The sequence below is a fragment of the Actinorhabdospora filicis genome, assembly GCF_030269765.1.
Taxonomy (GTDB): domain Bacteria; phylum Actinomycetota; class Actinomycetes; order Mycobacteriales; family Micromonosporaceae; genus Actinorhabdospora; species Actinorhabdospora filicis.
In genome coordinates this window covers 133,189-155,880 of the sequence record NZ_BSTX01000008.1, presented here as the reverse complement: position 1 = coordinate 155,880, position 22,692 = coordinate 133,189, and the positions used below count along the sequence as shown (strand labels likewise).

Genomic DNA, 22,692 nt, shown 5'->3' with positions numbered 1-22,692 from the left:
GGCACGGCCAGTGCCGCTGGTGGCTGGTGGCTGGTGGGCCGGATCGAACCCGCCAGCCGGCCACGCTGCCCGCGAGCCGAAGGCGACGCGGCTCGGGCGTGGCGTGGCGTGGCGTGGCGTGGCGTACGTGATGCTCCGCCGAGCCGCCGTGGCCCGTCTCCCCGGCCGGTGTGCGTGGTGCGTCCATGCCCGGTCGGCGGCCGGGCATGCTCCCTACGGCCTCACGTCACCCGGCGGCCCCGCCCCTCAAGCCCCCGTCGGCACCGTGAACCCGTACGGCAGTTCCAGCCGGTGGCGGGCCAGTAGCGCCTCGTCGGCCAGGATCTCGCGGGTGGTCCCGTCGGCGGTGATCTTTCCGGCGTCCAGGATCAGCGCGCGTTCGCAGAGCTGGAGGGCGTAGGGCAGGTCGTGGGTGACCATCAGGAGGGTCACGTCGAGGCCGAGGAGGATGTCGGCGAGTTCGCGGCGGGCGGCGGGGTCGAGGTTGGACGAGGGTTCGTCCATCACGAGGACGCTGGGGCGCATGGCGAGGACGGTGGCGACGGCGACGCGGCGACGCTGGCCGAAGGAGAGGTGGTGGGGGGCGCGGTCGCGGTGTTCGCTCATGCCGACCTGGGCGAGGGCCTCGTCGACGCGGGCGTCGAGTTCGGGGCCGCGGAGGCCGAGGTTGGCGGGACCGAAGGCGACGTCTTCGGCGACGGTGGGCATGAAGAGCTGGTCGTCGGGGTCCTGGAAGACGATGCCGACGCGGCGGCGGATCTCGGTGAGGTTGGCCTTGGTGACGGGGAGTCCGTCGACCTCGACGGTTCCCTCGCCGGCGTGGATGCCGTTCAGGTGCAGGACGAGGGTGGTCTTCCCGGCGCCGTTGGGGCCGAGGAGGGCGACGCGTTCGCCGCGGCGGACGTCGAGGTCGACGCCGTGGAGGGCGCGGCGGCCGTCGGGGTAGGCGAAGCGGACGCCGCGCAGGGAGAGCACCATGGAATCGATCATGTCAGTGCCGCCGCGAGGGCGACCGCCCCGGTCACGGCGGGCAGGGTCAGGGCGGCGGCCCATTCGGCGGGGCGGGCGGGGCGTCCGCCGAGGCGGGGCATGACTCCGGCGTAGCCGCGGGAGAGCATCGCGACGTACACGCGTTCGCCGCGTTCGAAGGCGCGCAGGAAGAGGGCCCCGGCGCCGGTGGCCCAGGCGCGCAGTTGCCACAGGAAGCGCTGCTCGTAGCCGCGGGAGAGGCGGGCGACGCGCATGCGGGCGGCTTCCTCGCCGAGGACCTGGCCGTAGCGGAGCATGAATCCGGCGATCTGGGTCATGACGCGGGGGCAGCGCAGCCGGTCGAGGCCGGTGAGCAGGTCGTTGACGGGGGTCGTCGCGGCCAGCAGCAGGGACGACACGACGCCGAGGGTGCCCTTGGCGGCGATGTTCCAGGCGCCGTAGAGGCCGGTGACCGAGAGGTTCAGCCCGAGCCAGTGGACGGTCTCGCCGCCGCCGAAGAACGGCAGGAGCAGCGCGATCAGCACGAACGGGAGCTCGATGACGACGCGGCGCAGCAGCCAGCCGGGGCGGACGCGGGCCGCCGCGACGACGATGGCCAGCAGGAGGGCGTACACGCCGAAGGCCCACATCGCCTCGCGCGGGGTGAGCACGACGAGCAGGGTGAAGCCCACCGAGGCTGCGATCTTGACCTCGGGGGGCAGTCGGTGGACGGCGGAGTCGTGCGGCAGGTGCAGCAGGTGCGCGTGCCCGGCGCCCATGTCAGGCGTCCTTCGGCCTGCGGTGCCGGACGAGCCAGAAGGCGCCGCCGCCGATGGCGAAGGTGATGGCCACGCCGATCAGCCCGGACAGGCCGGTGGCGATGACGGGGTTGTCGATGCCCTTGATCGCGTAGTCGGCGAGCGGGCCGCCGACCTCGTGCTCGCGGGCGGTCTTGGCCATGCATTCGCCGCCGGTGATCTCGTCGTTCTCGTCGAAGGTGCAGCCTTCGCGGCTGACGGAGTCGAGGCCGTCGGGGGCGCTGTAGGCGAAGTTGCTGACCACGCCGGCCAGGACGGCGGCGACGAGCAGGCCACCGGCGATGAAGGCGAAGAGTTTGACCTTGGGACGGCTCACGCGGCACTCTCCTGGGCGACGGGGGCGAGCGCGCGGCCGCGCAGGGCGTAGACGAGGTCGGGGCGGACCTTGGCGACGGCGAGGACGGTGGCGGCGGTGATGAGGCCCTCGCCGATGCCGATGAGGACGTGGACGCCGATCATGAGCCCGGCGGCCTTGCCGAGGGAGATGTCGCCGACCTCGCCGCCGAGGGCGTACTCCAGGACGAAGCCGGAGGCGCCGCCGACGACGGACACGATCGCGGCGACGAAGGCGGTGGCGGCGATCGCGCCGGGCTTGCGGGGCAGGACCTTGAGCAGCAGCGTCAGGACGCCGTAGGTCAGGAACGTGCCGATGACGGCCATGTTGGTGATGTTGAGCCCGATGGCGGACACGCCGCCGTCGGCGAAGACGAGGGCCTGCACGATCAGGACGATGCTCACGCAGAGCGCGCCGATCCAGGGCCCGACGAGCATCGCGGCGAGCGCGCCGCCGAGGAGGTGGCCGCTGACGCCGGGCAGGACCCAGAAGTTGAGCATCTGGACGGCGAAGATGAACGCGGCCACGAGTCCGGCCATGGGGGCGAGCCGGTCGTCGAGGTCGCGGCGTCCGCGCAGGACGCAGACGGCGAGGGCCGCGAGGGCGATGGCGGCGAAGACACCAGAGGTGCCCGGGCCGACGATGCCATTGGATATATGCATCGCCACGGTGTCCATGAGAGACCTTCCGTAACCGAGGGGCAGGGGGCTCTGACTCTAGACCCGTATTTGCAAGGTCTTTGCAACAAGTCCGACACACTTGGAATCGGCAAGGAACTTTCCCAGGTTCACTGACTGGCACCAACTGCCCCAAAACGGTCTTGGTCGCTAGAGTGGTGCCACTCCGGACATACGGCATTCCCGGAAACACCCGGTAACCCTCCTGTGATCTCTCACCACACGAAAGCAGGACCCCTCTCATGCGACAGCTCTTAGCCTTACCCCGCATCGCCGCCGTCGCCGCGGCACTCGTCATCGGCGCCACCGCGCTCACCGTCACCAGCGGTGTCGCGGCCGCCGACCCCGCGCAGACCTTGCGCGAGCAGACCCGCGATCGGCTCGCGGCCACCATCGCCCCCGGCATGGTCGCCGAGCTCGGCCGGACCTTCGGCTTCACCGCCGACCAGGTCCTGGATCGCCTGACCACCGAGAAACTGGCGATGACGGCGCAGCCCGGCGTCGCGCTCGCCCTCGACAAGACCTACGGCGGCCTCTGGATCGGGGACGGCACCTCGACCGTCTACGTGGCCGTCACGACGCCCGCGGCCTTCGGCAAGGTCGAGGCCCTGGGGTACACCCCGACCCTGGTCACCTACGCACAGAAGACGCTGACCGGCTACCAGCGCCTCCTGGACGACTCCTCGGCACCGGCCGGCGTCACCGGCTGGCACGTGGACATCACGTCGAACAAGGTCGTCGTCCTCGCCAGGCAGCGCGCCACCGGCGACGCGCGCGCGTGGGCGGTCAAGCTGGGCGTTCCGGCGAACGCCCTGCGCGTCGAGGTCGCCGGCGAGACCCCGCGGCCCTTCGCCGACATCGTCGGCGGCACGGCGTACTACATCAACACCTCCTCGCGCTGCTCCGTCGGTTTCTCCGTGGTCCACCCCAGCCGCGGCGACGGGTTCGTCAGCGCCGGGCACTGCGGCTCCACCGGCGCCTCGGTGACCTCCGGCACCGGCTCCCCCGGCACCTTCGTCCTCTCGTCCTTCCCCGGCAACGACTACTCCTACATCGACGCCGGCGCAGGCTGGACCGCCTCGCCGCGCGTGCAGGGCAACAGCCAGGAGGTCGCCGACGCCAATGTCGCGCCGGTCGGCTCCTCGATCTGCCGCTCGGGCTCGACCACCGGCTACCACTGCGGCTCCGTGCAGCAGCTGAACACGTCGGTGACCTACCCGCAGGGCACCGTGTCCGGCGTGACGCGCACCAACGTGTGCGCCGAGCCCGGCGACTCCGGCGGCTCGTTCATCTCCGGCGCCTCGGCGCAGGGCATGACCTCCGGCGGTTCGGGCAACTGCTCCTCCGGCGGCACGACCTACTTCCAGCCCGTCGGCGAGGCCCTCTCGGCCTCCGGCGCGACCCTCAAGACCAGCGGCAGCGGCCCCGGCCCGGGCCCCGGCACCTGCGGCACCCACCCGAACAACTACTCGGGTTCCCTGTCCGGCACCGGCCAGCAGGCCTACCAGCCGAACAACTCCTACTACCAGTCGACGGTGTCCGGGACGCACTCCGCGTGCCTCCAGGGCCCCAGCGGCACCGACTTCGACCTGTACCTGCAGAAGTGGAACGGGAGCGCCTGGACCGACGTGGCGACCTCCGACAGCTCCAGCAGCCAGGAGACCATCAGCTACTCCGGGACGGCCGGTTACTACCGGTACCGCGTGTACTCGTACAGCGGTGGCGGGGCGTACGCGCTGGGGCTGACCAAGCCTTAACCCCCGCATGATCGAAGGAGGCCGCCGGACGCGTCCGGCGGCCTCCTGTCGTCCCCTGGCGGTAGGGTCGGGCCCGTGACCGATCGGCTTCAAACGGGCGACACCGCGCCCGACTTCACCCTGCCCACCGACGAGGGGCAGGACGTGACCCTGTCCGGCCTGCGCGGCCGGAAGGTCATCCTCTACGTCTACCCGTCGGCGATGACGCCGGGCTGCACCAAGCAGGCCTGCGACTTCCGCGACTCCCTGGCCAGCCTCCAGGCGGCCGGCTACGAGGTCCTCGGGCTGTCCCCCGACAAGCCGGAGAAGCTGGCGAAGTTCCGCGAGCGCGACGCGCTCACGTTCCCGCTGCTGTCGGACCCCGAGAAGAAGGTCCTGACCGCCTACGGCGCCTTCGGCGAGAAGAAGAACTACGGGCGCGTGGTCCAGGGCGTCATTCGGTCCACATTCGTCATCGACGAAGACGGCGAGATCGCCCTCGCCCAGTACAACGTGCGGGCGACGGGGCACGTGGCGAAGCTGCGCAAGGACCTGGGGCTCGACTCCGACTGACCGACTAGACTTCGACAAGGCCGCGCCGGGGACGGCGCGGCCGCGCGTGAGTGGCGGAATTGGCAGACGCGCTGGATTTAGGTTCCAGTGTCCTCGGACGTGCGGGTTCAAGTCCCGCCTCGCGCACAACTGTGCTCCCCTTGCCTGAGGGGGCGACTCCTCCCTCCTGAGGGGGCGACTGCCGTCTCCACCCTCAGACTCCCGCTCCCCCTTCCTGAGGGGGCGACTTCGTCTCCACCCTCAAACTCCCCCTCTGCCGTGGGTTGCGGTGAGTGGGCGTCTCCGGCTTCGGGCCGTCCCGCCGTCCGGGTCGCGCGGGGTGGGTGTCCCCGCTCTCGGGCCGTCTCCGTCCGGCCGGGGCGCGTTCGCTCCGGTCCGTCTTCCGGGTGATCGTCCGGCCACGCTCGCCGCTCCGGTGTCGCCCCTTCGTGCGCGCTTCCACACGCCGCGAGCCCGGCTCACGCCCGCACCCGATACCCTGCTCCTGTGAGCAGACCCGATGGCCGCGCACCCGACGCGCTTCGTCCCGTGACCTTCAAGCGCAACTGGACCGACCACCCGGAGGGCTCGGTGCTCGTCGAGTTCGGCGGGACGCGCGTGCTGTGCACCGCGAGCGTCACCGACGGCGTCCCGCGCTGGCGCCGGGGCACCGGGCAGGGCGGATGGGTCACCGCGGAGTACTCGATGCTGCCGCGCGCCACGCACACGCGCGGCGACCGCGAGTCCATCAAGGGCAAGATCGGCGGCCGGACGCACGAGATCTCCCGCCTGATCGGCCGCAGCCTGCGCGCCTGCGTGGACATGAAGGCCCTCGGCGAGCACACCATCACCCTCGACTGCGACGTCCTGCAGGCCGACGGCGGCACCCGCACCGCCGCGATCACCGGCGCCTACGTGGCGCTGCAGGACGCGATCACCTGGATCGGCAACGAGAAGAAGGTCCGGCGTCCCGAGAACGTCCTGAAGCGGTCGGTGGCCGCGGTGTCGGTGGGCGTCATCTCCGGCCAGGCCCGCCTCGACCTCTGCTACAAGGAGGACGTGGCCGCCGAGGTCGACATGAACGTGGTGTGCACCGGCGACGGCGAGTTCGTCGAGGTTCAGGGCACCGGCGAGGACAACGTCTTCGACCGGGCGGCGCTGGACGCGATGCTCGACCTGGCCGCCAAGGGCTGCAAGGAGCTCACCGGCATGCAGGTGAAGGCGCTGCTGAGCCGATGAAGACCGTGCTGGCCAGCCGCAACGCCAAGAAGCTCAAGGAGCTGCGCCGCATCCTCGCCGAGGTGGCGCCCTCGATCGAGCTCGTCGGCCTCGACGACGTCCCGGAGTACCCGGAGGCGCCCGAGACCGAGCTCACCTTCGCCGGGAACGCGCTGCTGAAGGCGCGCGAGGCGGTCCGGTACACCGGTCTGCCGGCGATGGCCGACGACTCCGGCATCACCGTGGACGCCCTCAACGGCATGCCGGGGGTCTTCTCCGCGCGCTGGTCGGGACGCCACGGCGACGACCGGGCGAACCTGGAGCTGATGCTCGGGCAGATCGGCGACGTCCCCGACGAGCACCGGGGTGGCGCGTTCGTGTGTGCCGCCGCCTACGTCCACCCGGACGGGACCGAGCTGGTCGCGCTGGGCGAGGTCCGGGGCCGGATCATCCGTGAGCCGCGCGGGGAGAACGGCTTCGGTTACGACCCGGTTTTCGTGCCCGAGGGCCACGAGGTGACCACCGCCGAGCTGGCCCCGGAGGTCAAGGACGCGCTCAGCCACCGCGGCCGCGCGTTCCGTGACCTGGCCGCCCGGCTGGCCGAGCTGTGACCTGCGGCAAGGGTGATCTTGCCCGGCTGAGCGGCGGCGAGCCGCCAACGCGGACTATTCTCGCCTGGTGATGAGCGCGGGCTGGTTCTACCTCGCGGCGATGATCGTCACCTACGGGGTAGCGAACTTCCTGCAGGCCATCGCCGCCAACAAGGTCAAGGCGCAGCAGTCGTTCTCCCCACGGCTGCTGTGGCGGCTGGCCGCGCACAAGACCTACGTCCTGGGCGTCGCGCTGCAGAGCCTCGGCTTCATCCTCGCGTTCATGGCCCGCGGGTACCTGCCGCTGTTCCTGGTGCAGGCCAGCGTGGCCGCCGGGATCGGCATCACCGCCGTCCTGGGCGTGCTGATCCTCAAGTGGCGGCTGCCGCGCTCGGAGATCCTGCTGCTCACGGTCATGTCCCTGGGCATCGTCGCGCTGGTGGTCTCGGCGCGGCCCTCGCCCTCGGACCAGCTCACGCCCGCCGCGATCATCGCGCTGGTGGTGATCCTGGTCGGCATCGCCGTCGCCGGGTACTTCTGCGCGCGGCTGCAGGGCGTCACCGGCTCGGTGGTCCTGGGCGGGCTGGCGGGGCTCGCGTTCGGCGCGGCCTCGGTGGCCTCGCGGCCCCTGGCCAACTTCGGCGACCCGGTCGCGTTCGTGACCGACCCGCTGCTCTACCTGATGATCATCTACTCGCTCACCGGCCAGCTCCTGCTGGCGATGGCGATGCAGCGCGGCAGCACCACCGCCTCGGTGGCGTCCATGGACGCCGCGTTCGCCGCGCCCGCCGCCGTCGTGGGCCTGCTGCTGCTGGGCGACCAGATCGCGCCCGGCCGCGAGTGGCTGGCCGCCCTGGGCTTCCTGGTGACGCTGGGCGCGATCATCGCCCTCACCCGCTACGCCGAACCCCAGGCGCACGAACGGCGGCCCCTCGAAGAGGCCGCCGTCGCGCAGGCGTCCGCGCCACCGCCGGTGTCATCACCGCAGCCCGGGAGCACCCGCACCCCCGTGCGCGACACGGTCTAAGGGTTCCTCGGCTCCTCACCCGGCTTCGGGGGCTCCGGCGGTGCCGTCGGGTCCGAGGGCGGCGTGTACGGGTCCTGCGTGCCCTCGGGGGCCGCGTACGGGTCCGACGGGGGCGGCGGAGGCGGCGGGACCGGCGACGTCGGCGGCGGGCTGTACCGCTCCGAGGTCGGCGGCGGCGTCGAGTACTGCGGCGGCTCGCTACCCCGCTGCTGCTCCCGACGGATCGCCTCGTCCACCGCCGCGCCGCCACCGCTCAGCCGGCGGCGCGCGCTCCGGCGGCGCACGATGACCACGATCACGATGATCAGCGCGACCACGATGCACACACACGGCAGGCCGATGCCGACCAGCAGGCTGCCCGCGCCCGCCAGGATCGCCCCGCCGAACGGCATCGACCCGATGCCGTAGACGGCCAGCGTCCCGTCGGTCTGCACGCACACGATCTGGTAGGACCCGGCGGCCGAGGCCGACATCGTCATGACCGCCTGCCACTCGCGCTTGGCCTGCGAGTCCGGCAGCATCAGGTCGTAGCCGGGCGTCCCCAGCGTCACCTCCGGACCGGCCTCGCACGCCGTCACGTTCGGCGGCGCGGTCTTGTTGCCGTTCTCGATGTAGGGCAACTGGACGTAGATGAGCTTCTCCTCGCCCTCGTCCACCTTCACCGTCATCGGCTCACCCGACGCGAACGTGTTCTTGGCGTCCGGCAGCGCGTTCGACCACAGCTTCCCGGTCAGCAGCAGCGCGCCGCAGCCGAGCAGGATCCCGACCACGGCGATGATCCCCGCCACCCAGTACCAGGTGGTCTTGGGCCTGATGTCGGCCGGCGAGACCGGCCCATACGGTTGACTCATGCCCCGATCATCGCGGCAGAGGCGACCATAAACCCGCGAAACGGGTGATATCGACCGTCCTGACCGGGCGGTGAACGGAGGGAGACCCCCCGGATTTGTCGATCACGACGGCCCGGGGTATGGTTTCCAAGCACTCAAGCGACGCGGGGTGGAGCAGTTCGGTAGCTCGCTGGGCTCATAACCCAGAGGTCACAGGTTCAAATCCTGTCCCCGCTACCACGTGAAAGACCCTCGGACTCCGGTCCGGGGGTCTTTTTCTCGCCCTCGGACGGCTTCGGCGAACGGGCGTCCGTCGGCCGTTCGCCGGGGCCTTCCCCGTCCTGTGCGGCCTCGCCGAGGACCCGTTCGAGCCGCGTGAGCGGATGTCCGAGAAGGACCACGAGCGAGCCGAAGCCCTTCCGCCGGACGGGTGGAACCGCCCACGACGGCACAGGGTATGCTTTCCAAGCACTCAAGCGACGCGGGGTGGAGCAGTTCGGTAGCTCGCTGGGCTCATAACCCAGAGGTCACAGGTTCAAATCCTGTCCCCGCTACCACGTGAAAGGCCCCCGGACTCCGGTCCGGGGGCCTTTTCACACCCCCGGACGGCTCTCCCGGCGAATCTCGATCGACCGTCCACACTGGACCCGGCTACGATCGGCCTCCCCATACCCCCGAGGGAGGTGACATGAAACGTCTCATCACGCGCGCCGCCGATCGACTGCTGTTCGCGCTGATCCCCGCGTCCGCCGCCGGAGCCTGCACTCCCGGAACCGGCACCAGGGTCTGGCAGACCATCGGCTACTGCCCTTGCACGCCCGGACACCACGCCGAGATCATCCGCGCCGAGTACGAGATCGACTGCTGGGGCGATTACGTGTGGACCGGCCGCCGCCGGTGCGAGGTCGTCTCGCAGATCTGCCCGTAACCCCGACAGGTGAGACGCCGGCGCCGCCCCGCCGGTCGTCATCTCCCCCGGGCAGTCGGCCGCCGGACCGGTGCCGCGACGCCGCCGGCCTCGCGGGCACGGACGACGCCACGGCGTCCCGGCGTTCTTCTACGACGCCCCGATCACCGGTACACGGCCAGGTGCTCCAGCAGCAGCCGCGAGGTCTCCTCCGCGGCCTCCTCGGGCACGAAGTGGCCGACGCCCTCCAGGATCTCCAGCCGGTAGGGCCCGCTCACCCAGTTGACGGTGTCGTGGACGCCGGACATCGCCACCGCCACGTCGGCGTCGCTGGCGATGAACAGCGCGGGAACCTCGCACTGGCCTGGCCGGTCGCCACCGGTGCCCATCGCGCGGTACCAGTTGAGCGCGGCGGTGAGCAGTCCCGGTTCGGTGGCGAAGCGGTCGCGGTACTCCTTCACGCGCTTCTCGGGCATCCCGAAGCGGTTGAACTCGGCCAGCACGGCCTGCTCCGGGATGGGCGAGGGCTGGCGGAACAGGTCCATGTACGCCGACTTGCGCTGCTGCTCGGGGTCCTCACGGATGGCGCGCCCGAAGGCTCCGGGGTGGGGAATGGAGACGGCGGTGACGCTGCGGACGCGGTCCGGCACGGTGATCGCGGTCAGCCAGGCGACCGCCGCGCCCCAGTCGTGGCCGACGACGTGGAAGCCGTCCCAGCCGAGGGCCCCGGCGATGCGCAGGACGTCGCCGATCAGGTGCGGGGCGGCGTATGCGGTGACCTCGGCGGGACGGACACCGCGGCTGTAGCCGCGCTGGTCGGGCGCCACCGCCCGGTATCCGGCCGCGGCGAGCGCGGCGAGCTGGTGCTCCCACTGGACGGAGAACTGCGGGAAGCCGTGCAGGAGCAGGACCGGCGTCCCCTCCTCGGGCCCGGCGGCGAGGCCGTCGAAGGTGCCGGCCTCGGTGGGGATGACGATCGGGTTGATCGAAGAGATGCCCATGGCACCCGATTCTGCTCCTGAAGCGGTGTTTGCGACAGGCCGGGCGATTCGCGTCACAGGGTGCTTGAGGGCCTATCGTCGATGTATGAGGTGGGCGCGTGCGGCGGCGGTGGTGTTGCCGCCGGCCTTCATCGCCATCGCGGTGTTATCGGGGACGGCGAGGCCGCCGGGCGTGCTCGGCATCGCGATGCCGTTCGCCGCCGCGATCGCGGTGACCGTGGTCCTGGTCACGCTGCTGGTCGCCGGGGTGTGCGTGCTGAGCAACGCCTCGGCGGCGATCCTGGACCTGCGCGGCGAGCGGGTCACCGCGACGGTGGTCGCCCGCTACGGGCACGATCCGGCGGCCTACGCCCTGGCCCGGCCCGGCGGCTCGCCGATCGCGGGTCGGCTGAGCGGCGGCGATCTGCGCCCGGGTGAGTCCGTGGTGGTCATCGCCGATCCGGGCGGGCGAATCCGGCGCGGCCGGACGCGGTGTACCCGGACGCGGCTCTGGCGCTGCTGGTGATGGCGGCCGTCCGCTACGGCGTGTGCGTGGCGGTGAGCCTGCTCGCGGTGGGCAACGCCGTCCCGCCGCCGGTACCGACTTGAGGGGCCGTGCGGCCGAGACACCGCAGCTCCGGGCCCCGCCCGTCCCCGCCAAGGTCAAGAATCCTTGACCCGGTGTCAAAAATTCTTTACCTTCGATCCATGGCCTTCGAAGAGAAACGCGCCTGGATCTTCATCGCCGTCACCCTCGCCGCCTACCTCACCTACGTCGCCGTGGTCGTCACCGGCGCCGGGGACGGCCCGCTCGCCGAGGCCTCCTACGTGCCCGCGATGCTGTGGAGCATCGGCGGCGCCATCGTCGCGAGCGTCGCCGCCGAGGTCGTCGTGGTGGCCGTGGGCGGACGCGGGCAGCGGCGCAAGGACGAGCGCGACCGCGAGATCGACCGCTTCGGGACGTGGGTGGGGCACGCGTTCCTCGTCATCGGCGGGGTCGCCGCGATGGTGATGGCGATGCTGGAGACGCCCTACTTCTGGATCGCCAACGCGGTCTACCTGTGCTTCGCGCTCTCGTCACTGCTGGGGGCGCTCGCGCGCATCGCCGCCTACCGGCGGGGATTCCAGCCGTGGTGAAACCGACCAGGGTCAGCAACGAGATCCGCGCCCTGCGCTTCGCCAACGGCGAGATGACGCAGGCGGAACTGGCCGAGCGCGTCGGCGTCACCCGCCAGACCGTCATCGCCATCGAGCAGGGCCGCTACTCCCCATCACTGGAGATGGCCTTCAAGATCGCCCGGGTCTTCCGGGTCGGCCTCGACGACGTCTTCCAGTACCCCGACGAAGGAGAATCATGAAGGCGATCACCCAGGACCGCTACGGTCCCTCGGCCGTGCTGACCTTAAACGACATCGAGCTCCCGGCGGTCGCGCCCGGCGGCGTCCTGGTCCGCGTCGCGGCGGCCGGGGTCGACCAGGGCGTCTGGCACCTCATGGCGGGACGCCCCTATCTCGTGCGCCTGGCCACCGGGCCGCGCCGCCCCCGGCAGCGCGTGCCGGGCATGGACCTGGCCGGCACCGTCGCCGCCGTCGGCCGCGACGTCACCGCCTTCAAGGTCGGCGACCGGGTCTTCGGCAACGGCGAGGGCACCTACGCCGAGTACGCGCGGGCGAAACCGGCCAAACTCGCGCCGATGCCGCGCGGGCTGTCCTTCGAGCGGGCCGCGGCCGTGCCGGTCTCGGCGTGCACGGCGCTGGACGCCGTCGAGGACGCCCGTATCGCCGCGGGCCACTCGGTGCTCGTGCTGGGCGCGGCCGGGGGCGTCGGGTCCTACGCCGTCCAGCTGGCCGCCGCCCTGGGCGCCGAGGTCACGGGGGTGTGCCGGGGCGAGAAGACCGACTTCGTGCGCGGGCTGGGCGCCGCGCACGTCCTCGACTACACGCGCGAGGAGCCCACCGGGCGCTTCGACGCGATCCTGGACACCGGCGGCCAGCGCTCCATCCCGGCGCTGCGGCGGCTGCTGAAGCCGAAGGGCACGCTCGTCATCATCGGCGGCGAGACCGACGGCAAGTGGTTCGGCGGCTTCGGCCGATCCCTGCGGGCGCAGGCGCTGTCGCCGTTCACCGGGCAGCGGCTGCGCGGGCTGGTCTCGCTGGTCAAGGGCGCGCGGCTGGCGCGCGTCGGCGAGCTGATCGAGTCGGGGGCGGTGACGGTGCCGCTGGACCGGGTCTTCCCGCTGGCCGAGGCGGGCGCGGCGATCGACCACATGCGGCAGGGGCGGGTGCGCGGCAAGGTCGTCGTGACCGTGTGAGTCCGCTGTGGACAATGGGCCGATGGACCCTCGCCTCTCCCCCGCCCCCGAGGTGCCGGCCTTCGCCGGGCGGCTGCGGGAACTGATCGGCCCGCTCGCCGTCTACGTCGGCGGCTCCCTCGCCTTCGGCGACTACCGGCCCGGCATCAGCGACATGGACGTGATCGCGGTGACCCGCGCGCGGCCGGACCGCCGGGAGCTCAAAACGGTCGTCGCCCTGCACAAGGAGCTGGCGGTGGAGAAGCTGCACTGCGCCTACCTGCCCGCCGACGACGCCACCGACCTCGCGCGCGAGCACGCCTACTGGGCGCACGGCCGACTCTACGAGCGCGCGGTGAGCGGCATCGCCCGTGCCGAACTCCTGCGCGGCGGGATCACGGTCTTCGGCCCGGCGCCGGAGGAGCTCGTGCCGTCGCTGTCGGTGGACGAGGTGCGGCGGGCGGCGCTGGCCGAGCTGACCGGCTACTGGTCCTGGGCGGTGACCCGGCGCAGGATCTGGGCCGATGACCTGTACGTCGACCTGGGCCTGGTCACGCTGGCGCGGGTGGCGGCGACGGTGGACGCCGACCGGCTGATCACCAAGGCCGAGGCGATCGCGCGGCTGGGCGACTTCGGCGTCCCGGTGGAGCTGGCCGAGCAGATCAGGCGCCGCCGGGACGGGGAGACGGTGCCGCTGACGGGGAGGGAGCGCGTTCAGCGCGGCGACCTGGCCAGGCGGCTGGTCCGGGAGGGGATCGCGCGCCTGGTCGCCTGAGCCGTCACTCCCCCGGCAGGCGGTCCAGCTCGATGCCGAAGATCTCCCGGTAGACGCCCAGGACCTCGGCGTCGTCGGTGATGATCTCCTCGCGCTTCTCGTCGCCGACGGTGGTGATGAGCTTGCGGCCGCGCAGGGTGACCCGCCCGTCCGGGACCACCAGCGAGCACACCGGGGACCGGGTGAAGTGCGACTTCGGCGAGGTCTGGTGCCACCAGCAGGTCGGGACGAAGGCGTCCAGCTCGCGGGGACGCAGGTCGACCACGAACTCCTTCTCGCCCTCGCGGCGGACCAGCAGGTCGCCGTACTCGACCTCCTCGACGGTGTAGATCCCGTCGGGGTCCTGCTGCTTGCCGCGCGACTCCAGGCGCAGCGGCTCGTGGGCGAAGCGGCCGAAGCCGACGTCGACCAGCAGCGGCTCGTCGATCTCGACCATCAGCGTCAGGTGGTCGAAGGGGACCAGGCCGGGCATGGCCTGGAGGCGGGCCACGTGGTAGCCGAGGTGCTCCAGCAGGTCGGCGAACAGGCCGTTGAGTTCGTAGCAGAACCCGCCGCGGCCGCCGTCGACGATCTTGCCGACCAGGGAGTCCTCGTCGAGCTCGATGGGCTCGCCGAGGTGGATGGAGAGGTTCTCGAAGGGCACCGAGCGCAGGTGCGCGCTCTGGAGGGCGCGCAGGGCGTCCAGGTCGGGGACCTCGGGCCGGTCGGCTCCGATGCGGGCGAGGTAGCGGTCGGCGGTGGCGGCGTCCATGCAGCGAACACTAGTCCCATTCCCAGCGGATCCCGTAGATGCCCGGGGCGGGGTCGATCACCGCGAACTGGAACCAGGCCGGGCCGTTCCCGGCGTCCAGCGGCGTCTCGGGACGGCCCTGGGCGGCCTGGTAGAAGCCCGCGCAGCCGCGCGGCGGGCAGGCCGGGTCGAAGGCGGCCTGGACGACCACGTCGCGCAGGCCCGGCGGGACGCGCAGGTCCATGTGGCGTTCGCGCTGCCCGGGCGGAAAGCGCACCACGAAGTCGATCTGGCGCAGCTCGTCGGGCCGCAGGGGCGTGTCCAGCAGCAGCTCGAAGGCGGTCAGCGCGGCCGGGACGTCGGCGCGCATCCGGCCCGGGCGGCAGCCGTCGGTGCCGGCCACCACCGGCAGGCGCGGCAGGGACGCCGAGCGCAGCATCCCGAACACGCGCGTGGTCTCCTCGCGCCCGCCGCGCAGCAGGTTGCGGTGGTGGGACTCGCGTTCGAAGCCGCGCCCGTCCACCACGATCTTCACCGTCCGCGAGACCCGGGCGGGGACGTAGAGGTCGGCCGGGGCGGCGTCCAGCCGGGCCAGCACGCGCTCGACGGCCTCCGGCGAGCGCCACATGCGCCGGTGCGGGAGGGTCGTGGAGGCCGGGGCGCGCCAGCGTCCTCGGGGGCGGCGGGAGGGGACGAGCGCGAGTAGTGTCCGGGGCGGCAGGCCGAGGATCTCCTCCAGCGTGGCCAGTGCGGCCAGGGACGAGGCGCGCTCGGGGTGGTTCTCCCCGGTCTGCCAGCCGCTCAGGGTGGACACCGAGGCGGGCGCGCCGCGGGCGCGCAGCTCGCGGGACAGCGCCACCAGGCTCTTGCCGCTGGCGGTGATCGCGGTGCGTAGGGCGGAGCTGAAGGGGTTCACGGCCGTTCCCTGTTCACCTCGTCACCAAAAGACCATGCAGAGTTATCCGGAGATTCCGGGCTTCGAGACTGGTCACGTTCTCGCCACGCCGATCTAATCACGCGGTGACGGGCCCGGTGGAGGCCCGAGAGGAGAACGATCGACATGAGACGCAAGCTCTTCGCCGCGGCCGGTGGCCTGGCGCTGTTAATCGCGGCCACGGCGGCCGCCTCCCAGGCCGGGGCCCATCCCGGGCAGGGACCGGACCTGGTGGCCGACGCGGCCCGGGTCCCGGTCATCGAGCAGGTGGAACAGGTCGCGCAGGGCGGTCAGCGCGAGGGCGTGGTCGCGCCCGGCGCACGGCAGGTCTGCGACGCGGGCGCCGGGCGCATCCGGTTGCGGTTCAGCGCCCTCGATCTGCGCGGGGACGACTCGGTGACGCTCACCGGCTCGCGCGGCGGCTCCTACACCCTCACCGCGAAGAACTGGCCCGGCAAGGGCTTCTACACGCGGTCCTTCCCCGGCGAGTGCGTGGCGATCACGCCGTCGGTCGAGGACGCCGCCAGCACCTACGCCGTGGACGCCTGGCAGTCCACCGCCGCCGACGCCACGGTCGTGGTGGCGGGCGCCGGCGACATCTGCGGCACGGCCTGCAACCAGACCGACGACCTGATCAGCTCCATCAACCCGGTGGCGGTGTTCACCGCCGGGGACAACGCCTACGAGAGCGGCACCCTCTCCGAGTTCAACAACCAGTACGCGCCCACGTGGGGCCAGTTCAAGGCCAAGACCCACCCGGCGCCCGGCAACCACGAGTACGGGACGTCCGGCGCGTCCGGGTACTTCGACTACTTCAACGGCACCGGCAACAACACCGGCATCGCCGGTGAGCGCGGCAAGGGCTACTACAGCTGGGACGTCGGCGACTGGCACTTCGTCGTGGTCAACAGCGACATCAGCCACACGGCGAGCTCGGCGCAGCTGACCTGGCTGAAGAACGACCTGGCGGCCAACACCAAGCCCTGCACGGCGGCCTACACGCACCACCCGCGCTACTCCAGCGGCGACCACGGCGACGACACCGGCATGGCGCCGGTGGTGAGCGCGCTGGTGGCGGCCAAGGCCGACGTCCTGATCCAGGGCCACGACCACCACTACGAGCGGTTCGCGCCGGTCAACGCCTCCGGGCAGACCGACCAGGCCAACGGGCTGCGCACGTGGGTGATCGGCACCGGCGGACGGGCGCTCTACAGCTCCACGTCCAGCTCGGCGGGCCCCTCCGAGGTGTTCAACAACAACACCTTCGGGGTGGCGAAGTTCCAGCTGTCGGCGACCGGTTACGTCTTCGACTTCGTGCCGGTGGCCGGGCGGACCTTCACCGACCACGTGACCGGGAACTGCCACAAGGCCTCCCAGACGGCCGACTTCGGCGTCGCGGCATCGCCTTCGGCGGTCTCGGTGGCCAAGGGCTCCAGCGGCTCGTCGACGGTGAGCGTGTCCTCCTCGGGCGGGTTCTCCTCGGCGGTGGCGCTGACCGCGTCCGGCGCGCCCTCGGGCGTGACGGCGTCGCTGTCGCCGGCGTCGGTGACGCCCCCGGCGAACGGCTCGGGAACGTCCACATTGTCCCTGTCGGTCTCGGCGAGCGCGGCGACCGGCACCTATCCGGTCACCGTGACCGGCACGTCGAACGGGGTGACCCGCACGGCGACGGTGAACCTGACGGTGACCGGCACCGGGACGTCGTCGTTCAGCGACGACTTCGAGACCGACAAGGGCTGGACGGTGAACCCGGCGGGTTCCGACACCGCGAGCGCGGGCAAGTTCGAGCGCGGTGACCCGGAGCAGACCACGTCGACCTATTCCAACCAGGTCAAGCAGCTGGGCACCACGCCCAGCGGTGTGAACGCGCTGTCGACGGGCCGCCTGGCGGGCAGCGCGTACGGCGCGAACGACCTGGACGGCGGGGTGACGTCGGCGCGCTCGCCGGCGTTCACCGTCCCCAGTGGAGCGTCTTTGTCCTTCGGCTACAACGTGGCCCACGGCGACAACTCCAGCGCCGACGACTACCTGCGGGTCAGCGTGACCAGCGGTGGCACGACGACGCAGCTGTGGCAGAAGGTGGGCGCGGCGGCCGAGGTGGCCGGTGCCTGGCAGACGGCCACGGTCTCGCTGGCGGCCTATACCGGGCAGAGCGTGACGCTGCTGGTCAGCGCCGCCGACGCGGCGGGCGGCAGCCTGTTCGAGGCGCAGGTCGATGACGTGAAGGTCACCGGTACCTCGGCGGCACCTCCCGCCAACTACATCCCTCCGGCGACCTCTACGGAAGCACCTTCGGGAACACGGGTGCTCACCGCGTTGCCCATGGTTCGCTTCGCTCACGTGGCCAGCTCCACCGGCGCGCGCCGGTCCGGGCCGCGCTGACGACCCGGGCCCGCCGCTTTTCACTGGGGCGGCGGGCCCGTCCATTGTGGAGGTGTGAGATGTATCTGGCGGCCACGAGGGCGGCGGATGGCAAGGCGGTGACCTCACCGGCGGCGAAGGTCTCCGGCACGGTGGTGGCGCTGGGCCTGGTCAGCCTGGTCACCGACATGTCGGCGGAGATGGTCACCGCCGTCCTGCCGATGTACCTGATGTACGGACTGGGCCTGGGTTACCTGTCCCTGGGGGTGCTGGACGGGGTGTACACCGGCGCGACCGCCGTCCTGCGGCTGGCCGGTGGCTACGCCGCCGACCGGCTGGGACGGCCGAAACTGGTGGCGGCGGCCGGGTACGGGCTGTCGGCGCTGACCAAACTGGGGCTGCCCCTGGCGGGCGGCTCGATGACCGGCATCGGGCTCATGGTGGGCGCCGACCGGCTCGGGAAGGGCGTGCGGACCGCGCCCAGGGACGCGCTGATCGCCGCGGCCACGCCGCCGGGCGCGCTCGGGCGGGCCTTCGGCGTCCACCGCACCCTCGACACCGCCGGCGCGCTGCTCGGGCCGCTGCTGGCCTGGGCGCTGCTGGCGGCGGTGACCGGCGGCTACGACACCGTCTTCGCGGCGAGCTTCTGCCTGGCCGTGGCGGGCGTGCTGGCGCTGCTGTTCTTCGTCCGCACACCGCCCACGGTGGACGTGAAACGCAGGGCGGCGCTGCGGACGGCGATCCGGGCGGTGACCGCGCCGGGCGTCCGCCGGATCTGGCTGCTGGCGGGCCTGCTGGGGCTGGCCACCGTCGGCGACATGTTCCTGTACCTGGCCATCCAGCGCGGGATGGGACTGCCACCGGCGGTGCTCCCGTTGCTGCCGCTGGGATCGGCGCTCACCTTCATGCTGGCCGCCACGCCCGTCGGGCTGCTGGCCGACCGGCTCGGGCGGTGGCGGGTCTTCGTCCTGGCGCACCTGCTGCTGGTGGGCGGGTACCTGGCGCTGGCGGGGCCGGTGCGGGGCTGGCCGGTGGCGATCGGCGTCCTGGTCCTGCACGGGCTGTTCTACGCCGGATCCGACGGGGTCCTGATGGCCCACGCCGGGAAGCTGCTGCCCGGGGAGGTGCGCGCCACCGGCATGGCCGTCGTGCAGACCACGCAGGCCCTGGGCCGCGGCGCCGCCGCGATCGGTTTCGGCGTCCTGACCCAGGCCACCGCGCTCGGGCCCGCCTTCACCATCGCCGCGGCGGCTCTCGCGACGGCGGTGCTCACCGCCGTCCTCATCGGACGGAAGGTCCCGGCATGACCCGCAGGACGCTCACCGGGATCGCGGTGATCGCGCTCGTCCTGGCCCTCGGCGGAGGCTACGTGCTCTGGCGGCACGCCTCCGCCGCGACCCCGGCGGCCACCGGCCTGGACCTCGGCCGCCCGGGGTCCTATGTGTACGTCGAGGACGGCCGGGTCCGGCAGGGCGACGGCGCGGGATCCACGCTCGTCGGCATGGAGTGCCAGCGCGCCTACTACCGCGCCGGGCTGCTGTCGTGCCTGCGCGCCCTCGGCCCGGCCTTCTCCGCCGAGCTCATCGTCTACGGGAGCGATCTGAGCGAGAGGCTGCGGACCCCGGTGTGGGGCAACCCGTCGCGGACGCAGGTCTCGCCCTCGGGCCACCTGGTGGCCTGGACGGTGTTCCGCGAAGGCGACGACTACATGGCCGACGGCCGCTTCTCCACCACCGCCGGGCTCTACGACCTGGCCACCGGCCTGCACCACGGCTCCCTGGAGGACTACACGTCCTATGTGGACGGCGAACGGTTCACCGCCGCCGACGTCAACTACTGGGGCATCACCTTCGCCGCCGACGACAACACGTTCTACGCGACGATGTCGGCGGGCGGAAAGACCCGGCTGATGCGCGGTGACATCTCCGCCCGCACCCTCACCGCGATCCGCGAGAACGTGGAATGCCCTTCGCTGTCGCCGGACGGCACCCGCGTGGCCTACAAGCAGCGGACCGGCGACCGGTGGCGCCTGCACGTGCTCGATCTCGGCACCGGCGCCGATGTGGCGCTGGCCGAGACCGGGCACGTGGACGATCAGGCGGCCTGGGCCGACGACCGGACGGTGATGTACGTGAAGGCGCACGAGGGGCGTCCCACGGTCTTCACCGTCCCGGCCGACGGCACCGGATCGCCGGTCATGGCGTTCCCGGGGGCGTCTCCCTCTCCGGTCGGCTGAGGATCAGCGCCAGCCCGAGCGCCACCATCGGCACCAGGAGCAGCAGGTCGGCGGCGTGGCCGATGATCTCGATGCGCGGGATGCGGCTGATGGGGAAGACCGCCCCGGCCACCACGAGGGTGACGGCCGTCCATAGGGGAGCCTTCTTGAGGGTGGCCAGGCACAGCCCGAGCGCGATGACCGACATCGGGAACGTCACCCCGGGCAGCCACAGCACCAGTGGCGTGGCGGCCGGGTGCTGCGCCAGGTGCGCCAGCGAGGCCTCCTTGTCGAGGCCGAAGGCGGCCTCGTAGAAGCCCTGGAGGCCGAAGGAGATGCCGCCGAAGCATCCCGAGACGGCCAGCAGCGAGCCGAGGACCCCGATGACGGGTTTCGCGGCGCGGACGCGGTCCCACAGCCCGAGCAGGCCGTAGAGCCACACGACCGACGAGAGCGCGGCGATGACGCCGCCGGTGACGCCGTGGCGTCCCTCGTCGTTCCAGTAGAAGGTGCCGATCGCGTTCAGGACCGGCCCGGCGATGAGACTGGCACCCCTGGCGAAACGCTCGAAGGGGTGCTCCGTCCACAGTGTTCTCTCCATTAACACCATGTAGACAGGCTATATATAGAGAGACTACTTGACCTCCGGATCTTCCCCCAGGTCAGACCCCTAGGGGTGCGCCCGTCGCCAGCCGCTCGGCCAGCACCGAGGCCTGGAGCCGGATCTCGGGCACCGCCGTGGTCTCCCACAGGTACCCGTAGCGGGGCGGGCCGACCGTCCACAGTGCCGGGTTCGGGCGGCCGGAGGCGTCGCGCACCGCGCCCTCGGGGTTCACGTGCAGCCCGTGCCCGCCGGGCCCCGGCAGCGCCAGCCCGTCGGCGAGCAGGCCCGTCATCAGCGGGTCGTCGGAGCGGGTGAGCCGGTCGCGGCCGGTGCAGTTGACCACCGCGCCGTAGATCTCGTTGCGGCCGCCGATGGTGACGGCCAGGCCCTCCGGGGTGGGCTCGATGGCGTCCACGCCGCCGGAGCGGACGGTGAAGCGGTCCTTTTCGCGCAGCCGGGCCACCTTCTCGGCGACCGAGGGGGCCATGCGATGGCGGTGGACCTCCCAGTGCCGGGCGAGGTGGCGGGCGAAGCGGTCGCGCCCGGCGTCGCTCAGGCCGCGCCAGTACTCGTCCACGCGGGGGCGCAGCAGGTCGACGGCCGCGCGCCAGTCGGAGACCGAGGCGGCCAGCCGCCGCACGCGCCGGGTCAGCTCCGCGAGGGACTTCGAGGGCTCGGGCGCGGTGACCGCGCCGACGGCCTCGGCCGCGCCGCGGCTGTGCTCGCGCGGGAGCAGGCCGTGCCGCGAGACGGCGGTGACCGGGCCCTCGGCGCCGCGCTCGGTGAGGCTGAGGAGGACGTCGACGGCGGTGAGGCCGGTGCCCAGCAGCAGCACGGGCGCGCGGTGCGGTAGGGCGTCCAGGCCGCCGGGCGCCCACGGGTCGGCCAGGTAGCGGGGGTCGCCCTCGACCGCCTCGGCAAGCTTCAGGCGGCGGGCCGGGCCCTGCCCGACGGCCAGGACGACGTGGTCGGCGCGCAGCTCGCCGGTGCGGGTGTGGACGACCATGCCGCCGTCCTGGTGCGGCAGGACGCGCACGGCCCGGTCGCGGACGAGGGTGAGGCGCCCGAGGGCGGCGGTCTCCTCGACGCCGAGGGTCTCGGCGAGGTATTCGCCGTAGGTGCGGCGGGACATGAAGTCGCCCGGCCCGGCGGAGGGGTCGGTGGCCTGACACCACTCCAGGAAGTGGGCGGGATCGCCCTGGTAGGCGCTCATCGCCCGCGCGGGCGAGTTGAGGAGATGCCACGGCTCGGCGGGGCCGTAGGCCAGTCCGCGCCCGGGTTCGGGGTCGACCAGCGCGACCTCGTGCACCGGCGTGCCGAGAAGCGCGGTGACGGTGAGCACGCCGGCGGCTCCACCGCCGATGACCGCGACCTGGAACGTCCGCATCGCATCGCCTCCTATTTTCGAGTAATCCTATAGGCGCGATAGGAGTTACCGGGTGGCACCACGCCGCCGACCTGGGCGCGTGGGTGACCGCAGAAGTCTATTGGGTGCCGATCGGAGCTCAGTCGTCGTCCCGGTCCCCGGAGCGTTTCAGTGACGGCTTGCGCTTCACTTCGACGCCGCCCATCAGCGCGAAGCCGGTGACGCGGATGCGCGGGCCCCGCCCGACCGGGCCGATGCCGCCGGTGTGCTGCGAGAAGCCGCCCATGATCGCGAAGCCGTCGACGTGGACCTCCGACTCCTCCGGCACGATGATCTCGCAGCCGCCCATCAGCGCGAACACGCGGATCGTGGCCTCACCGGCGGGGACGCGCGCCCGGCGCAGGTCGAACTTGCCGCCGCCCATCACCGCCACGAAGTTCAGGACGCGGCCCAGCAGCCACTCGCCCTTGCGGTTGACGCCGCTCATGAATGCCACCAGCCACTTCGGCGCACCGGCCTCGGCGGCGGTGTCGTAGCGGCGCTCGACCGAGCGGCGGCTCATCTCGGCGACCGGCAGGTCGGAGACGAGCGGCTCCAGGTCGGCGTAGGTGCGGGCCTCGTAGACCCAGGCCAGGCGCTCGTCGAGCTCGCTGAGGCTCAGACGGCCCTCGCCGGCCGAGGCGCGGAGGATGTCGGCGATGCGCTCGCGGTCGGCGTCGGAGGCCCGCATCAACTGCCGGTCGTCGGGCCGGTCGGGGAGGTTCGGCATGGCGCCAGCC

Annotated in this window: 25 protein-coding genes and 3 tRNA genes; 17 read left to right on the top strand and 11 right to left on the bottom strand. The window is 72.2% G+C overall.

Going from position 1 to position 22,692, the window contains the following annotated elements; all coding sequences use genetic code 11:
• Positions 1 to 246: 246 nt before the first annotated feature.
• From QSK10_RS33570 to QSK10_RS33555, 4 genes are read right to left on the bottom strand one after another with little or no spacing between them, the layout of a single operon-like run.
• Positions 247 to 990, bottom strand: coding sequence for an energy-coupling factor ABC transporter ATP-binding protein (locus QSK10_RS33570; RefSeq protein WP_285667581.1), 744 nt, complete (start codon positions 988 to 990; stop codon positions 247 to 249).
• A complete protein-coding gene (gene cbiQ, locus QSK10_RS33565; protein ID WP_285667580.1) occupies positions 987 to 1,748 on the bottom strand; it encodes a cobalt ECF transporter T component CbiQ in 762 nt (253 codons plus the stop codon). Before cbiQ ends, QSK10_RS33570 begins: the two co-directional genes overlap by 4 nt.
• A 1-nt stretch (position 1,749) precedes the next feature.
• Positions 1,750 to 2,103 (bottom strand): PDGLE domain-containing protein, encoded by a 354-nt coding sequence (locus QSK10_RS33560; protein WP_285667579.1) that lies wholly within the window; start codon positions 2,101 to 2,103, stop codon positions 1,750 to 1,752.
• Positions 2,100 to 2,798: an energy-coupling factor ABC transporter permease gene (locus QSK10_RS33555; RefSeq protein ID WP_285667578.1), complete on the bottom strand. Its 699-nt coding sequence runs from the start codon at positions 2,796 to 2,798 to the stop codon at positions 2,100 to 2,102. Before QSK10_RS33555 ends, QSK10_RS33560 begins: the two co-directional genes overlap by 4 nt.
• Before the next feature lie 242 nt (positions 2,799 to 3,040).
• Between QSK10_RS33555 and QSK10_RS33550 the strand changes: the two genes are divergently transcribed.
• From QSK10_RS33550 to QSK10_RS33525, 6 genes are all read left to right on the top strand, one after another.
• Positions 3,041 to 4,555 (top strand): S1 family peptidase, encoded by a 1,515-nt coding sequence (locus tag QSK10_RS33550; RefSeq protein WP_285667577.1) that lies wholly within the window; start codon positions 3,041 to 3,043, stop codon positions 4,553 to 4,555.
• A gap of 75 nt (positions 4,556 to 4,630) precedes the next feature.
• Complete coding sequence (bcp, locus tag QSK10_RS33545; RefSeq protein ID WP_285667576.1) at positions 4,631 to 5,107, top strand: thioredoxin-dependent thiol peroxidase; 477 nt, start codon at positions 4,631 to 4,633, stop codon at positions 5,105 to 5,107.
• 44 nt (positions 5,108 to 5,151) lie between these two features.
• Positions 5,152 to 5,233, top strand: a tRNA-Leu gene (locus QSK10_RS33540).
• Between the two features lie 360 nt (positions 5,234 to 5,593).
• A complete protein-coding gene (gene rph, locus QSK10_RS33535) occupies positions 5,594 to 6,325 on the top strand; it encodes a ribonuclease PH (protein ID WP_285667575.1) in 732 nt (243 codons plus the stop codon).
• A complete protein-coding gene (gene rdgB / locus QSK10_RS33530; protein WP_285667574.1) occupies positions 6,322 to 6,915 on the top strand; it encodes an RdgB/HAM1 family non-canonical purine NTP pyrophosphatase in 594 nt (197 codons plus the stop codon). Before rph ends, rdgB begins: the two co-directional genes overlap by 4 nt.
• A gap of 100 nt (positions 6,916 to 7,015) precedes the next feature.
• The gene (locus QSK10_RS33525) at positions 7,016 to 7,921 is read left to right on the top strand and encodes a DMT family protein (RefSeq protein ID WP_285667610.1); all 906 of its coding nucleotides are present in this window, start codon (positions 7,016 to 7,018) and stop codon (positions 7,919 to 7,921) included.
• Here QSK10_RS33525 and QSK10_RS33520 read toward each other — a convergent pair.
• Positions 7,918 to 8,772 (bottom strand): hypothetical protein, encoded by an 855-nt coding sequence (locus QSK10_RS33520; protein WP_285667573.1) that lies wholly within the window; start codon positions 8,770 to 8,772, stop codon positions 7,918 to 7,920. The genes QSK10_RS33525 and QSK10_RS33520 overlap by 4 nt on opposite strands.
• A 142-nt stretch (positions 8,773 to 8,914) precedes the next feature.
• On the opposite strand from QSK10_RS33520, the gene QSK10_RS33515 reads away from it, so the two are divergent.
• The 3 genes from QSK10_RS33515 (at position 8,915) to QSK10_RS33505 (ending at position 9,679) form a co-directional block, all read left to right on the top strand.
• Positions 8,915 to 8,991 (top strand) — tRNA-Met (locus tag QSK10_RS33515).
• Between the two features lie 240 nt (positions 8,992 to 9,231).
• Positions 9,232 to 9,308: transfer RNA gene (locus QSK10_RS33510), tRNA-Met, on the top strand.
• A gap of 131 nt (positions 9,309 to 9,439) precedes the next feature.
• A complete protein-coding gene (locus QSK10_RS33505) occupies positions 9,440 to 9,679 on the top strand; it encodes a hypothetical protein (RefSeq protein WP_285667572.1) in 240 nt (79 codons plus the stop codon).
• Between the two features lie 143 nt (positions 9,680 to 9,822).
• Here QSK10_RS33505 and QSK10_RS33500 read toward each other — a convergent pair whose 3' ends face one another.
• On the bottom strand, positions 9,823 to 10,659 hold the full coding sequence (locus QSK10_RS33500) for an alpha/beta fold hydrolase (RefSeq protein WP_285667571.1): 837 nt from the start codon (positions 10,657 to 10,659) through the stop codon (positions 9,823 to 9,825).
• Between the two features lie 85 nt (positions 10,660 to 10,744).
• Here QSK10_RS33500 and QSK10_RS33495 point away from each other — a divergent pair, with 85 nt between their 5' ends.
• The 5 genes from QSK10_RS33495 (at position 10,745) to QSK10_RS33475 (ending at position 13,703) form a co-directional block, all read left to right on the top strand.
• Positions 10,745 to 11,164 carry a hypothetical protein gene (locus QSK10_RS33495; RefSeq protein WP_285667570.1) on the top strand — a complete coding sequence of 140 codons (420 nt, stop codon included), beginning with the start codon at positions 10,745 to 10,747 and terminating at the stop codon, positions 11,162 to 11,164.
• 182 nt (positions 11,165 to 11,346) lie between these two features.
• A complete protein-coding gene (locus tag QSK10_RS33490) occupies positions 11,347 to 11,775 on the top strand; it encodes a hypothetical protein (RefSeq protein WP_285667569.1) in 429 nt (142 codons plus the stop codon).
• Entirely contained in the window at positions 11,769 to 11,996 is a 228-nt protein-coding gene (locus QSK10_RS33485) for a helix-turn-helix transcriptional regulator (protein ID WP_432705397.1), read from the top strand. Before QSK10_RS33490 ends, QSK10_RS33485 begins: the two co-directional genes overlap by 7 nt.
• Entirely contained in the window at positions 11,993 to 12,949 is a 957-nt protein-coding gene (locus QSK10_RS33480) for an NAD(P)-dependent alcohol dehydrogenase (RefSeq protein WP_285667568.1), read from the top strand. The genes QSK10_RS33485 and QSK10_RS33480 overlap by 4 nt, the downstream gene beginning before the upstream one ends.
• Before the next feature lie 22 nt (positions 12,950 to 12,971).
• The gene (locus QSK10_RS33475; protein ID WP_285667567.1) at positions 12,972 to 13,703 is read left to right on the top strand and encodes a nucleotidyltransferase domain-containing protein; all 732 of its coding nucleotides are present in this window, start codon (positions 12,972 to 12,974) and stop codon (positions 13,701 to 13,703) included.
• A 4-nt stretch (positions 13,704 to 13,707) separates the two neighbouring features.
• Here QSK10_RS33475 and QSK10_RS33470 read toward each other — a convergent pair whose 3' ends face one another.
• Both QSK10_RS33470 and QSK10_RS33465 read right to left on the bottom strand, forming a co-directional pair.
• Positions 13,708 to 14,454, bottom strand: a complete 747-nt coding sequence (locus tag QSK10_RS33470) for an arylamine N-acetyltransferase family protein (RefSeq protein WP_285667566.1) — start codon at positions 14,452 to 14,454, stop codon at positions 13,708 to 13,710.
• A gap of 10 nt (positions 14,455 to 14,464) precedes the next feature.
• A complete protein-coding gene (locus QSK10_RS33465) occupies positions 14,465 to 15,349 on the bottom strand; it encodes a hypothetical protein (RefSeq protein WP_285667565.1) in 885 nt (294 codons plus the stop codon).
• A 144-nt stretch (positions 15,350 to 15,493) separates the two neighbouring features.
• Between QSK10_RS33465 and QSK10_RS33460 the strand changes: the two genes are divergently transcribed.
• From QSK10_RS33460 to QSK10_RS33450, 3 genes are read left to right on the top strand one after another with little or no spacing between them, the layout of a single operon-like run.
• On the top strand, positions 15,494 to 17,749 hold the full coding sequence (locus tag QSK10_RS33460; RefSeq protein WP_285667564.1) for a metallophosphoesterase: 2,256 nt from the start codon (positions 15,494 to 15,496) through the stop codon (positions 17,747 to 17,749).
• 59 nt (positions 17,750 to 17,808) lie between these two features.
• Positions 17,809 to 19,035: an MFS transporter gene (locus QSK10_RS33455; RefSeq protein ID WP_285667563.1), complete on the top strand. Its 1,227-nt coding sequence runs from the start codon at positions 17,809 to 17,811 to the stop codon at positions 19,033 to 19,035.
• Positions 19,032 to 19,964, top strand: a complete 933-nt coding sequence (locus QSK10_RS33450; protein WP_285667562.1) for a TolB family protein — start codon at positions 19,032 to 19,034, stop codon at positions 19,962 to 19,964. Before QSK10_RS33455 ends, QSK10_RS33450 begins: the two co-directional genes overlap by 4 nt.
• Here QSK10_RS33450 and QSK10_RS33445 read toward each other — a convergent pair.
• From QSK10_RS33445 to QSK10_RS33435, 3 genes are all read right to left on the bottom strand, one after another.
• Positions 19,924 to 20,553, bottom strand: coding sequence for a hypothetical protein (locus QSK10_RS33445; RefSeq protein ID WP_285667561.1), 630 nt, complete (start codon positions 20,551 to 20,553; stop codon positions 19,924 to 19,926). The genes QSK10_RS33450 and QSK10_RS33445 overlap by 41 nt on opposite strands.
• A 52-nt stretch (positions 20,554 to 20,605) precedes the next feature.
• Entirely contained in the window at positions 20,606 to 21,934 is a 1,329-nt protein-coding gene (locus tag QSK10_RS33440) for an FAD/NAD(P)-binding protein (protein ID WP_285667560.1), read from the bottom strand.
• A 118-nt stretch (positions 21,935 to 22,052) separates the two neighbouring features.
• Complete coding sequence (locus QSK10_RS33435) at positions 22,053 to 22,682, bottom strand: DUF1707 SHOCT-like domain-containing protein (protein ID WP_285667559.1); 630 nt, start codon at positions 22,680 to 22,682, stop codon at positions 22,053 to 22,055.
• Positions 22,683 to 22,692: the final 10 nt, after the last annotated feature.

What these genes read in the sequence shown, in the direction of transcription:
- QSK10_RS33570 (WP_285667581.1), bottom strand. Translation starts at nt 990, where the DNA reads ATGATCGATTCCATGGTGCTCTCCCTGCGCGGCGTCCGCTTCGCCTAC.
- cbiQ (WP_285667580.1), bottom strand. Translation starts at nt 1,748, where the DNA reads ATGGGCGCCGGGCACGCGCACCTGCTGCACCTGCCGCACGACTCCGCC.
- QSK10_RS33555 (WP_285667578.1), bottom strand. Translation starts at nt 2,798, where the DNA reads ATGGACACCGTGGCGATGCATATATCCAATGGCATCGTCGGCCCGGGC.
- QSK10_RS33550 (WP_285667577.1), top strand. Translation starts at nt 3,041, where the DNA reads ATGCGACAGCTCTTAGCCTTACCCCGCATCGCCGCCGTCGCCGCGGCA.
- rdgB (WP_285667574.1), top strand. Translation starts at nt 6,322, where the DNA reads ATGAAGACCGTGCTGGCCAGCCGCAACGCCAAGAAGCTCAAGGAGCTG.
- QSK10_RS33525 (WP_285667610.1), top strand. Translation starts at nt 7,016, where the DNA reads ATGATCGTCACCTACGGGGTAGCGAACTTCCTGCAGGCCATCGCCGCC.
- QSK10_RS33520 (WP_285667573.1), bottom strand. Translation starts at nt 8,772, where the DNA reads ATGAGTCAACCGTATGGGCCGGTCTCGCCGGCCGACATCAGGCCCAAG.
- QSK10_RS33505 (WP_285667572.1), top strand. Translation starts at nt 9,440, where the DNA reads ATGAAACGTCTCATCACGCGCGCCGCCGATCGACTGCTGTTCGCGCTG.
- QSK10_RS33500 (WP_285667571.1), bottom strand. Translation starts at nt 10,659, where the DNA reads ATGGGCATCTCTTCGATCAACCCGATCGTCATCCCCACCGAGGCCGGC.
- QSK10_RS33495 (WP_285667570.1), top strand. Translation starts at nt 10,745, where the DNA reads ATGAGGTGGGCGCGTGCGGCGGCGGTGGTGTTGCCGCCGGCCTTCATC.
- QSK10_RS33490 (WP_285667569.1), top strand. Translation starts at nt 11,347, where the DNA reads ATGGCCTTCGAAGAGAAACGCGCCTGGATCTTCATCGCCGTCACCCTC.
- QSK10_RS33480 (WP_285667568.1), top strand. Translation starts at nt 11,993, where the DNA reads ATGAAGGCGATCACCCAGGACCGCTACGGTCCCTCGGCCGTGCTGACC.
- QSK10_RS33475 (WP_285667567.1), top strand. Translation starts at nt 12,972, where the DNA reads ATGGACCCTCGCCTCTCCCCCGCCCCCGAGGTGCCGGCCTTCGCCGGG.
- QSK10_RS33470 (WP_285667566.1), bottom strand. Translation starts at nt 14,454, where the DNA reads ATGGACGCCGCCACCGCCGACCGCTACCTCGCCCGCATCGGAGCCGAC.
- QSK10_RS33460 (WP_285667564.1), top strand. Translation starts at nt 15,494, where the DNA reads ATGAGACGCAAGCTCTTCGCCGCGGCCGGTGGCCTGGCGCTGTTAATC.
- QSK10_RS33455 (WP_285667563.1), top strand. Translation starts at nt 17,809, where the DNA reads ATGTATCTGGCGGCCACGAGGGCGGCGGATGGCAAGGCGGTGACCTCA.
- QSK10_RS33450 (WP_285667562.1), top strand. Translation starts at nt 19,032, where the DNA reads ATGACCCGCAGGACGCTCACCGGGATCGCGGTGATCGCGCTCGTCCTG.
- QSK10_RS33445 (WP_285667561.1), bottom strand. Translation starts at nt 20,553, where the DNA reads ATGGTGTTAATGGAGAGAACACTGTGGACGGAGCACCCCTTCGAGCGT.
- QSK10_RS33440 (WP_285667560.1), bottom strand. Translation starts at nt 21,934, where the DNA reads ATGCGGACGTTCCAGGTCGCGGTCATCGGCGGTGGAGCCGCCGGCGTG.
- QSK10_RS33435 (WP_285667559.1), bottom strand. Translation starts at nt 22,682, where the DNA reads ATGCCGAACCTCCCCGACCGGCCCGACGACCGGCAGTTGATGCGGGCC.